We start from the raw sequence: 11,873 nt of genomic DNA, 5'->3' as shown, positions 1-11,873 counted from the left end.
GGTAAAGAAATTCTACATATTCTTTTCAGTAATGATGATGTGATAGAAAAGTTCTTTATAGAAACAAAGCCTCAAATCTTTTTGTATTGCGGCAAAGCAGGATGTTAATAGTAATACGTAATTGTAGAGAGATGCGGCATAAATGCCGCAGATCAAGATCGAGATCAAGATTGAAACCCGCGCCCCTACCGTCTTTACTCGATCTCAATCTTGATCTGGACCTATGTGACATTTGTGTCGCATCAATTTATCCTTTGCGGCATAACCTTAGAATGATATTTAAGCAATTATAGATTTAACAAGATGGAGGTAAATTCATGATCATGATATGGAATCAAAAAGAAGTTTTTGTAGGGCAATCCGTACAGCGGTTTGGTAAAGTGTGTGAAATACTCGCTACCAATAATATTCCATATAAACATAAGATCGTCAATAATAGCGGTGTACCTATGCTTGGATCAGGAAGGGTGAGAACGGGTAATTCTAGTCAAACATCGGAGTACTCATTCTTATATTACGTTTATGTGCATAAAAGGGATTATGATACTGCTTATGGAATATTGCTTAATTTATAATTTTCAATTACTTAGTATACTTCATTAAGGAGGAATAGAATTGAACTTATCAAATTATCATATGCACTGTGATTTCTGTGACGGCATTGGGGAGGCAAGGGATTATGTCGAAGAAGCCATAAAAAAGGGTTTTAAAGTCATTGGATTTTCAAGTCATGCACCTATTCCCTTTGATAGTGTATGGACGATGCAGGAAGAAAATGTAGTCAAGTATCTTGATACGATTCGTAAGTTAGAGATAGAATATAAAGATCGAATCGAAATATATACTGGTTTGGAGATAGACTATTTTGACGGGGATGTCAGAGATATATTTAATCTCTATGATATTGATTATCACATTGGTTCCGTGCACTTTTTCAGTGATCATTGCAACGATACCTACTATAGCGTAGATGGCAGTGATGACGATTTCAAAAGAACATTGAATGAATATTTTGATGGAGATATAAAGAGGTTGGTATGCGCTTATTATAAACAGTTAATCAAAATGATTGAGCTGCATCAGCCTGATGTTCTTGGGCATCTTGATGTGGTAAAGAAAAATAATGGCGATGGAAGATATTTTTCTGAACAGGAACAGTGGTATATTGATCAAGTGGATATATTGCTAGATGTTGTAAAGCAGTATGGGACAATTGTAGAAGTAAATACAGGGGGCATTACTAGAGGCTATATAAAGGAACCCTACCCAAGTAAATGGATTCTCAAAGCATGTAAAGAGAAAGGCATAGATGTTATGGTTAATTCAGATGCCCATTCTGTAAAGTATATAGATGGATGTTTTGATTTGGCTTATTCATATTTAAAAGAAGTTGGTTATAGGGAAGTTGTGATTTTAAACAATGGTATATGGGAAAAGGTAGGAATATAGCATCATAGAGAGCTTGAACAAAACAATAATTGCGGAGAGGAGAATAGCATGAAAATTGAGAGGAACGCAGATATAAATACCACTGAATTAAATGAATTGCTTCAGACCATAGGATGGGCCATAAACCCAGTGGAAAAATTAGATAAAACATTGGCGTTATCTTGGGGATGGATCACAGCACGAGGTGAGGATGGTAAACTGGTTGGCTTTGTTCAGGTTCTCTCTGATGGAATCAAGCATGCATATATTTTGCGATTGCTTGTACATAAAGATTATCAGAGACAGAGAGTTGGAACAAAAATTATGGAGGAATTACTGGCATTTCTCAAAGAAAACAAGTTAAATCCCATACTGATTACTAAGTCAGGAGAAGAGGATTTTTACAATAAATTTGGTCTCTCAAGGGAAAACAATGGTTTCATCTCATTATTTAAATGGGAATAGATTCCAGTAAGGAAGTCGTAATTTGTCTTAGAGCTCCAGTCTGCAGAGCAAAAAACCAATAAAGCTTAAGTAAAAAACACTCGTTTGAGTGTTTTTTACTTATTAACTATTCTGTTTGAACTTCAATTTCAGCTTCTTGCGCACAGGGGCGACGTCTGTCAATTTGATCTGGGAATAGTTGTGGGAAGCTTGAGCAAATAGGCGCAGTCTCAGCAGAAAGTACAGGGAATCCAGTAGATAATACACACAATTGTACTGGAACAATGATTTTTTTCTCGCAAGTTACGCATAATGCGATCAAAAGATTCGCTCTAACTGTTCCGGTCCTTGGATCAATCACGATATCCCTTGAAATGCTGTTGGTTGCCAATCTTGTTTCACAGCTAATATTGCAGAATTCTGTGAATCTTGGCAAGAAAGCTGTATCAATTACAGATGGAAGACACAATTCGAAGAAGTTAGTGAGTAATAGTGGATGTTGCTCTGAACCAATTGGAATGGTTGCACTTAACGTTACTTCACACTCTTTGTCGCAATCATCTGTAAATATGGCATCGATTTCTACGATAACACTTCCAACGATTTCAACATTTTGTGTGCCAAAGATAGGTGTACCTCTTCCTTCTTCATCGCAATCTTGTGTATTTGCATAGACTAATGTTTCGGATGCAGTTCCATCAGGACCGATCACACGTACAGGGTTACCGCAGCCATCTTCCACAACCTCGCCGCCAGAGATTGTTGTTGTGGGGATTGCCCGTAGGTTTCTTGCGTCATTAATGTTTGCAGGGTTAAAGAATTTTCTACAGCGGATGTCTAGTATTCTAATGATTCTTGCACCTTCACCTAGGGATGGAGAAAATACCTGATTTGCTGCAGTCCTTAAGCCTTGAAGATTGAATAAGGCTGCATCATATACCTTTTGAACATAGATAGGTTCATTGACAACTCTTCGAAGAGTGCCATCCCAATCACAGCCGGTAGTACCTCTACAGCATCTATCAGTAATGGAAAGACCTAATACATCATTATTATGGTTGCCTGCCATATGCTTACCTCCTTATCATCAATAATATTTAGAAATATCTATTTCTAATGCCAGTATATTCTATAGGCCGTTTTATGTTACTGCTGTTATGGAATTTGTCATATTTTATAAGTAGTCCGAATATGGTGATATGAAGGGATTAGCTTAAAAATAGGATACTAGGATGGATAAGAGGACGTAAAACCTGATAGGCTATATTATTTTATGAGGTGGTGAGGTTATGGGCTTTGTAAATCAAGCAAGTGTATTAGTAAGTGACAGTTTTGGAAATATATACAGCTTCCTATGGAGTGAAGAAAAAATTGTATTGGTATACTTTGATAAGTCGCTGGGAAACACAGAAAAGACAGTGCTGATTGAGGACTGTTCTTTAGCATTTGATGTGGCCATTGATAAAGATGATACCCTTTATGTGGTCTGTCAAAAGAAAGATGGAAGTATTTTATTACTTGACTACACAAATAGCAGCTGGCACACCAGCACATTGGTTGAGGCAAATCCTACAAAAATACTTAATCTGAATATAACAGCTTATGAAAAGACCGTTCATATTTTATATTGCGTTGCCAGTGGGGAAAGCGATCGACGATATAGAATTTATCATCACCTATATGAGAAACAGACGTGGAGTACCTATGAAGTGGAAGATATAGGACGAAAAGAGGTGCTAAATCCCTTTCAATTGTCTATGGATAAAAATCATTTAATGCTATGTTACTATAATCAAATAGGGAATGAGGAACAAATTTTTTTAAAGTTCTTTGACACGCTGAATAAAAAATGGAGTGCTTCTACCCAGTTGACTTTTGGAACAAATTATAAGATGTATTTAGACATACTCATGACGAATAAAACAAATTTTCATTTGACCTATAGCGAATATGTGGAAGGAAATTTAGTTGTTAGATATGAAGGCTATAAGATAAAAGGAAATCAAATAACAAAAATGACGGAGGAATATGTTTCAAATCCAGCAAATTGTTCTTATCCGACTTTTGTATATAATGATAACAAACTCTGGGTTGTATGGACAGAGTATGATCAAGTAGTCAGCAGTTTTACAATGGATATGGGCAATACATGGAGTGTACCTTATTTATGGAAAGCATCGAAGGAACAGACTTTTGTGCACTATAAATTTTTAAGTAATGATGAAAACTTGAAGAGAAATTATCAGTTAAATTATTCCTTTGGTAGAGAATTTCCTGCTTTTTCTTTTATTGGATTTGGTTCTTTAGATCAAGCGACAGAGATTCCGCTAAAATCAAAAAAAAAAGAAAAGGATGGAAGCCCATCCAATATGATGAGTGAAGAGTTAAGGGGGTTGAAAGATATCTTGGATTCAATGGAGAAAAGACAAGGGAAAGAAGTAAAAGAATCAGTTAAAAATGAAATAAAAAATAATACAACTCAGAATAGTGAAATAGATCAGATAAGATCAGAAGTAAGAAAATTAGAAGAAAGAATTGAGATCATCGAAGAGTATTTAAATAGAAAGCGGAGGGGAATATTATTTGCTCCGAGAAAGTAAATGAGGTTTGCAGCAGGATTACTGCTGCAAATTTTTTATTTAATAGGTAAGTTCTACTTTCCTATTAAATAAAAAATCAGGGGTGCAGGGGAAGTATTCCCATGCCGTAGTCAGAGGGGTGCTCAGGGTGCCGAGCAGCCGTCGAAGGGGAACTAGGTTCCCCTAGCGAAGGCATCGTTAGATGCATTTTTGTAGAAAAATAAAAAAACTCATTTTTTTATTTTGAACTTTGCATGATTTTGTTATAAAATAGAAAGGTATTTGTTATAAAATAGAAAGGTATGTATATTGAAGAGCAAAGGAGAAAAAACGATGAGTGTTTTGACAGTTCAAAATATAAGCCATGGTTTTGGTGATCGTGCCATATTTCAAGATGTATCCTTCAGGCTCTTAAAGGGCGAACATGTAGGATTGATAGGTGCAAATGGTGAGGGAAAATCAACATTTTTAAATATTGTTACTGGAAAGTTGACCCCCGATGAGGGAAAAGTCATCTGGTCTAATCGTGTAAAGGTAGGTTATTTGGATCAGCATACAGTGTTAACGCCTGGAAAGACAATACGAGAGGTTTTACGGGATGCTTTTAAATATTTATTTGAGCTTGAGGAAGAAATGCTCCAAATTGGTGACCGAATGGCAGACGCAGATGAAACGGAACTAGAAAAGCTTCTGGAAGATATGGGAGATATCCAAAATACACTGGAATCTAGCGGATTTTATATGATTGATGCCAAGGTAGAAGAGGTCGGAAATGGATTAGGACTGGGTGCCATTGGTTTTGACAGGGAAGTACAGGATCTTAGTGGTGGGCAGCGTACAAAAGTACTTTTGGCAAAGTTGCTGCTTGAAAAGCCTACGATTTTACTTCTAGATGAGCCTACGAACTATTTAGATGTAGAGCATATTGATTGGTTGACGAGATTTTTACAGGATTATGAAAACAGTTTTGTTCTTATATCCCATGATGTTGAATTCCTAAATAAAGTTGTAAACATCATCTATCATGTGGAGAATAAAGAACTAACAAGGTATGTAGGAAATTACAACGACTTCATGAGACTATACGAAATTAAAAAGGAACAGCAAATCAATGCATTTAATAGACAGCAGCAAGAAATTGCAAAGCTGGAGGATTTTATTGCCCGAAATAAGGCTAGGGTTGCTACGCGTGGAATGGCAAACAGCCGCCAGAAGCGACTGGACAAAATTGAAATAATTGAAAAACCAAGGGAGAAAGCAAAGCCCACATTCTTCTTTAAGGAAGCTAGAACCCCTGGACGATTTATTTTTACAACCAAAGACCTGGTGATTGGATATGATGGACCCTTAACAAAGCCGTTAAATATCAGCTTGGAACGAGGACAGAAGATTGCCATCGTGGGATGTAATGGTCTTGGAAAATCAACCCTGTTAAAAACCTTACTGGGATTCATTACTTCATATGACGGTAGGGTTGAAAAGGGAGATTATGTGATTCCGGGTTACTTTGAGCAGGAATCTAATTATGATAATGATCGCTCTGCCCTAGAAGAGTTGTGGAGTGAGTTTCCTAGCTTTACCCAATTTGAAGTAAGGCAAGCTCTTGCCTTGGCTGGGTTAGGTAACGACCGCATAACCAGTCAGATGAAAGTTCTGAGCGGTGGAGAACAAGCAAAGGTGAGATTGAGTAAGCTGATGCAAAGAGAATGTAACGTCTTGATCCTAGATGAGCCAACGAATCATCTGGATGTGGAGGCAAAAGAGGAATTGAAAAAGGCATTAAAGGATTTTAAAGGAACGGTTTTATTTGTATGCCACGAACCAGAATTTTATCAAGACTGGATTACAGATGTTTGGAATGTGGAAAGCTGGAGCAATAAAATTGTTTAATTGTCATAACAAAGCCTCGAACATTATGCTCGAGGCTTTGTCATGACGATCTAATCATTGGTAATATTAGATTTGATGATGAATTTAGGCTTAAGGGTTAAGAACATTTCGTGATAGTTAAGTTCTTTGAAATTGAAGTTTGAGCATAGCCAAGCATTGGCCTTTGAATCTATAGAAAATGTTAGTATATCAAAATCTAGGTTCTCTACGAATCTAAGAATTACATATAATAGTTCTTTATCTAAGCCTTTTTCCCGAAAAATATGTGGTATATTGAATTCCTTTATGGTAATATGGGAATAATGCTTCGTATAATGATCGTGAAAGCTCAAGGTAATTGTGATATCCCATTGGGAGTGATATGTAAAAGACCATGCGTTTTCTTGTGGATTCGTAAATATCCTACAGGAAAAGACCGTTTTAAATATTCTTTCAAACTGCTTTGATAATGACATGACTTTAAAGGCATTAATTTTTTGATGAACGGGAATTGTTTTGCGTTTCATTTTGTCCGGTATGTTTAGATACATAAATAGACCTCCAATCCTTGTGCTTCAGTATATGAACAATAATAGTACAATATAACTGCTTGTACGAAATCGGATAAAAAATTGGTGAGAGGAGAATAATATTACTATATAACGTGAAATAACGGGTAATCAATAGATAAAAGATATAGAAATTAGGAGAGATGAGAAAATATGGAAATGATAACTTTTAAAGAATTAGGTTTAAGAAATGAAATACTTAAGGCCATCGATGATTTGGGTTTTGAGGAGCCTACACCTATCCAAAAGGCTGCGATTCCAGATATGCTTGAAGGTAAAGATATTGTTGGCCAAGCCCAAACAGGAACAGGTAAAACAGCTGCTTTTGGTATGCCTATACTAAATGCATTGGATGTAAAATCAAGAAATCCTCAGACTTTGATTATGACACCTACAAGGGAACTTGCTATGCAGGTTGCCGATGAAATACGCAAGTTTGCAAAGCATATGCATGGGGTAAAAACCTTAGCTATTTATGGGGGACAACCTATAGAGCGGCAAATAAAGGCATTAAAAGCAGGGGTTCAAATCGTAGTAGGAACGCCAGGAAGACTTTTGGATCATATACGTAGAAAAACAATCAAACTTCAAGATATTCAAATCGTCGTATTAGATGAAGCGGATCAAATGCTAGATATGGGTTTTTTAGAAGATATTGAGAGTATTTTAAACGAAACCCCTGAGAATAGACAAACGGTTCTATTTTCAGCGACTATGCCAAGAGAGATTGAGAATCTAGCGAAAAATTATCAAAAGAGTCCTAAGAAAATAAAGGTTGTTCATCAAGAACTTACAGTTCCGCTTATTGAACAATATTATTTTGAGGTAAAAGAAAAAGATAAGCTTGAAGTTTTATCTAGGCTCTTAGATATGGAAAAGTCGGGTTTATGCGTTATTTTCTGTAGAACAAAAAGAGGTGTAGATGAGTTGGTCGAAAGTCTTCAAAGTAGAGGACATTTCGTAGAAGGTATTCATGGTGACTTGAAGCAAAGTCAAAGAGATCGGGTAATGAAGAAGTTTAGAGAAGGAACCATTGAAGTATTGATTGCAACGGATGTTGCAGCAAGAGGAATAGATGTGGACAACGTGAATTTGGTCATCAATTATGATATCCCTGAAGATATCGAATACTATGTGCACAGAATCGGAAGAACGGGACGCGCTGGAAAAACTGGGATATCCTATACATTTGTAACTGGAAGACAACTCAGTCTTTTGAAGACTATCGAAAGGTTTACTAAGACCAAAATAAAAAGAAAGCCTGTGCCTTCCCTTACTGATATTGCAGAGAGACAAAGGGAGACTTTCTCAAATAGAATTATTAAGACGATACAAGAAGGTCATTTGACTGAATATGCCGGTATCGTAGAGAAATTAACGGAGGAATATAGTTCCATTGATGTTGCAGCTGCTTTGGCCAAGCTTTTGATGGAAAGAGACAAAATTAATATCATGGAAGGCGCTGAAGATCCATTAGAAAACACAGGTGCTTCAGAGGCTGGTATGGCCAGAGTATTTATGAATGTGGGCAAGAGGGATCGTGTAAGGGCTGGAGATATATTAGGTGCTATTGCTAATGAAGCTGGTTTGCCAGGAAATCGTGTAGGTACTATTGATATATTTGATAAGTATACTTTCGTAGAAGTGCCAGTCGAAGAGGCTGACCGAGTTATTAAGCGTATGAACAAAATGCGTATTCGAGGAAAAAAAGTAAATGCAGAGCCGGCTAGCGGCAGATAGAAAGATAGGGGAAAACCCTATCTTTTTTTTCTATTTTTGAATCATTAACATATTGAGTTATTAAAATAAACAAAATTCATCGATAAAAAATTATTCTTTCATATTTGTCCACTTTTCATAATATCTATTAACAAATTGAAACTTAGCGAATATACAAGTGAAGTTGAGAAAAGAATTTCCTATCATTCACTCGTTACCAAAAGTTTCAGTATAATTGGGGAGGGAAGAAGATGAGAAGAAGGATTTATTTAATCGTCCTGGCAGCATTATTGGTGGTAACCTTAGGTGTAGCTGGATGTACCCCTAAGCCTGCACAGGAAAATACCGCAGGACCTGCATCGGCAGAGGTTGTTAAAGTAGGATGGATTGGTTCGTTAACTGGAGATCAGGCAGTATGGGGACAGTGTGAATTGAATACTGTGAAAATGATGTTTGAAGAGATCAATGCTAAGGGAGGCCTTCTAGGAAAACAAGTGGAAGTTATTGGATATGATACCCGCGGTGATGCTGCTGAGGCTGTAAACGCTGTAAAGAGACTGACATCACAAGATAAGGTTGCTGCAATCATTGGACCAAACGCCAGTGGTCAGGCCATAGCTATTTCTTCAGTGTTGGAGGAAATGAAGGTGCCGGATATTGCCACCGTCGCGACAAATCCGAAGGTTACTGTGGTAGATGGCAATGTGAAACCATTTAACTTTAGGGTATGCTTCATAGATCCTTATCAGGGGGCTGTGGCTGCAGGTTATGCTGTAGATGTTCTTAATCTAAAGAAAGCTGCAATTCTATATGATGTGGCAGATGATTACTCTCAAGGATTAACTGAATTCTTCGAAAAAACCTTCGTTGAGAAGGGTGGGGAAATCGTTGCCAAAGAGGCTTTTAAGTCTGGTGATGTAGATTTCAGACCTCAATTAAGTAAGATCAAAGAGGCAAACCCAGAAATCATATTTATGCCATACTTCTTTAAAGAAGTGGCATTAAGTGCCAATCAAGCGAGAGAGTTGGGAATTAATGCAGTGCTTATGGGCGGTGATGGATGGCCTTCTGATGTTTTGATTGAAATGGCAAAGGATGCCATAGAAGGCAGCTATATCGTTAATCATCTTGACTTTAATGACCCAGAGGTGCAGGGGTTCAAAGATGCATATAAAGCGAAATATGGTCTTGCTGTGGAATTGAACGGCTATATGGCATATGATGCTGTTAAATTGTTGGAAGCAGCAGTGAACAAGGCAAATAGTGTAGATCCTATAACTATTAAGGATGCTTTAGAGACTTCAAGTGTAAAAGGGATTACAGGGCAAATAACCATTAGTAAAGATACCCATAATCCAGAAGGAAAGGATGCAGCAATTATTAAAATGGTTAATGGAGAATATGTTTTCCAACAAAAGTATTCAACGAAGTAAGAGGGAGGGCTCAACCCCTCTCTCTTATTCAATAATAAGGGGTGAAGTCAATGACAGCATTTATGCAGCAAATAATCAATGGATTGTCCATAGGCAGTGTCTATGCGTTGATGGCTGTAGGATATTCTTTGGTATATAGCATCATGAACTTTAGCAATTTTGCTCATGGCGGTGTTATCATGATGGGTGCGTATATAGGATTCTTTCTGCTTACAGCTTTTAAACTGCCATTCCTGATAGCTTTTGGGCTTGCAGGCGTAGGTACAGGTGTTTTGGCGCTAGTGATTGAACGAATAGCATATAGTCCTTTGAGAAAAAGAAATGCGCCGTTTTTATATTTTATTATTTCGGCTATGGGTGCTTCTATATTTCTCGAAAATATCGTAGTTGCAACGATTGGGCCTACATTTAAGACATATCCAAGAATATTCTCTCCCGAGCCAATTGCTGTGGGTAACTTGTCCATAGGAAGATTGGACTTGATTATGTGTGTCATCTCGACGATTAGTTTGGCTGCGCTCATCTATGTCATAGAGAAGACAAAGGTAGGCACAGCTATCAGAGCAACTGCTTACAGCGTAAGGGCAAGTGCTCTCATGGGTGTGAATACAGATCAAATTATTATGATCGTGTTTGGTCTAGGTGGTCTTCTCGGAGGGATTGCAGGTGTACTATTCGGTATGAAATATACAGTGTATCCGCAAATAGGGTTTATAACAATGAAATCCTTCATTGCCGCAGTGTTTGGCGGTTTGGGAAGTTTGCCGGGAGCGGTAATAGGCTCAATATTGCTGGGAATTATAGAAACGCTCACCTCGGGGTATATTTCATCGCAATATAGGGATTTGATTGCCTTTGCATTATTAATCTTCATCTTGATTGTTCGACCTATAGGTTTAATGGGAAAAACCACAGAGGATAAGGCATAAGGGGGGAGCACGATGAACTGGTTTTATATTAAAGGTATCTTGATCTTATCGGGTATAAATCTTCTAGCTGTTTTAGGACTTTCATTATTAACAGGATTTACAGGATTATTTTCCTTTGGCCATGCCGGCTTCATGGCGATAGGAGCCTATACAACTGCAGTGATGACGATTCACTTTCACCTGCCATTTATGGTAGCACTTGGAGTTGGAGGTCTGGCTGCAGCCTTGGCCAGCTTAATCATAGGAAAGCTGACACTAAACTTAAAGGGAGACTATTTCTGTATTGCAACTTTAGGGTTAGGGGAGGCTATCCGCCTGATTCTAGATAATGTTCAGTATTTTGGCGGTGCTAGGGGATGGCCGGGTATTCCATTACATACAAGCCTATTAAACGTATTCATTATTGATGTGGTTGGTATTGTCTTTTTAGCATTTCTCATTCGATCACGGCACGGAAGAAATATGATTGCCATTCGGGAGGAAGAACTGGCATCTCAGATTATCGGCATTGACGTTTTCAAATATAAGATGAAGTCATTGATGATTAGTGCCCTTTATGCAGGGGTAGCTGGTGGTTTATATGGGCACTACCTAGGTTTTTTGCAGCCAAAGATGTTCCAGATTATTAAATCAACAGAATTGACGATTATTGTTATTTTCGGAGGTCTGGGCAGTATTTCGGGAAGTGCCTTAGGTGCGGTAATATTAACCGCTTTACCTGAAGCATTAAGAAGTTTTGATAAATGGAGATTGGTAGTCTATGGGGCAGCTGTGATTTTCATCATGATATCTCGACCCCAGGGACTCATGGGAGGATATGAAATCACACCCACGAATATAAAATGCTTTCTCTTCCGATTCGTGAAAAAAGATAAGAAACACCAAGGTATGGGAGGGAGATAA

General features: G+C 37.7%; 11 protein-coding genes. 9 read left to right on the top strand and 2 right to left on the bottom strand.

Annotated features, from left to right (window positions below):
• Nucleotides 1–317 precede the first annotated feature (317 nt).
• From K0R93_RS09060 to K0R93_RS09050, 3 genes are read left to right on the top strand one after another with little or no spacing between them, the layout of a single operon-like run.
• Nucleotides 318–575 (top strand): hypothetical protein, encoded by a 258-nt coding sequence (locus K0R93_RS09060; protein ID WP_300300203.1) that lies wholly within the window; start codon nt 318–320, stop codon nt 573–575.
• Between the two features lie 40 nt (nt 576–615).
• Nucleotides 616–1,449, top strand: coding sequence for a histidinol-phosphatase HisJ (gene hisJ / locus K0R93_RS09055; RefSeq protein WP_300300200.1), 834 nt, complete (start codon nt 616–618; stop codon nt 1,447–1,449).
• Nucleotides 1,450–1,497: 48 nt separating this feature from the next.
• On the top strand, nt 1,498–1,893 hold the full coding sequence (locus K0R93_RS09050; RefSeq protein WP_300300198.1) for a GNAT family N-acetyltransferase: 396 nt from the start codon (nt 1,498–1,500) through the stop codon (nt 1,891–1,893).
• A gap of 106 nt (nt 1,894–1,999) precedes the next feature.
• Here K0R93_RS09050 and K0R93_RS09045 read toward each other — a convergent pair whose 3' ends face one another.
• Entirely contained in the window at nt 2,000–2,941 is a 942-nt protein-coding gene (locus K0R93_RS09045) for a hypothetical protein (protein WP_300300196.1), read from the bottom strand.
• Nucleotides 2,942–3,161: 220 nt separating this feature from the next.
• On the opposite strand from K0R93_RS09045, the gene K0R93_RS09040 reads away from it, so the two are divergent.
• The gene (locus K0R93_RS09040) at nt 3,162–4,472 is read left to right on the top strand and encodes a hypothetical protein (protein WP_300300194.1); all 1,311 of its coding nucleotides are present in this window, start codon (nt 3,162–3,164) and stop codon (nt 4,470–4,472) included.
• A 312-nt stretch (nt 4,473–4,784) separates the two neighbouring features.
• Nucleotides 4,785–6,341 (top strand): ABC-F family ATP-binding cassette domain-containing protein, encoded by a 1,557-nt coding sequence (locus tag K0R93_RS09035; RefSeq protein WP_300300192.1) that lies wholly within the window; start codon nt 4,785–4,787, stop codon nt 6,339–6,341.
• Between the two features lie 50 nt (nt 6,342–6,391).
• Here the strand turns inward: K0R93_RS09035 and K0R93_RS09030 are convergent, their stop codons facing one another.
• Nucleotides 6,392–6,871: a hypothetical protein gene (locus K0R93_RS09030; RefSeq protein ID WP_300300190.1), complete on the bottom strand. Its 480-nt coding sequence runs from the start codon at nt 6,869–6,871 to the stop codon at nt 6,392–6,394.
• 171 nt (nt 6,872–7,042) lie between these two features.
• On the opposite strand from K0R93_RS09030, the gene K0R93_RS09025 reads away from it, so the two are divergent.
• From K0R93_RS09025 to K0R93_RS09010, 4 genes are all read left to right on the top strand, one after another.
• Nucleotides 7,043–8,629, top strand: a complete 1,587-nt coding sequence (locus tag K0R93_RS09025; protein WP_300300187.1) for a DEAD/DEAH box helicase — start codon at nt 7,043–7,045, stop codon at nt 8,627–8,629.
• A 230-nt stretch (nt 8,630–8,859) separates the two neighbouring features.
• Complete coding sequence (locus tag K0R93_RS09020; RefSeq protein ID WP_300300185.1) at nt 8,860–10,041, top strand: ABC transporter substrate-binding protein; 1,182 nt, start codon at nt 8,860–8,862, stop codon at nt 10,039–10,041.
• Nucleotides 10,042–10,091: 50 nt separating this feature from the next.
• Complete coding sequence (locus tag K0R93_RS09015; protein WP_300300182.1) at nt 10,092–10,970, top strand: branched-chain amino acid ABC transporter permease; 879 nt, start codon at nt 10,092–10,094, stop codon at nt 10,968–10,970.
• A 12-nt stretch (nt 10,971–10,982) separates the two neighbouring features.
• On the top strand, nt 10,983–11,873 hold the full coding sequence (locus K0R93_RS09010) for a branched-chain amino acid ABC transporter permease (RefSeq protein ID WP_300300180.1): 891 nt from the start codon (nt 10,983–10,985) through the stop codon (nt 11,871–11,873).

This window comes from Anaerosolibacter sp. (genome assembly GCF_029240175.1).
Taxonomy (GTDB): domain Bacteria; phylum Bacillota; class Clostridia; order Peptostreptococcales; family Thermotaleaceae; genus Anaerosolibacter.
This window is presented reverse-complemented; position numbering and strand designations above follow the sequence as displayed.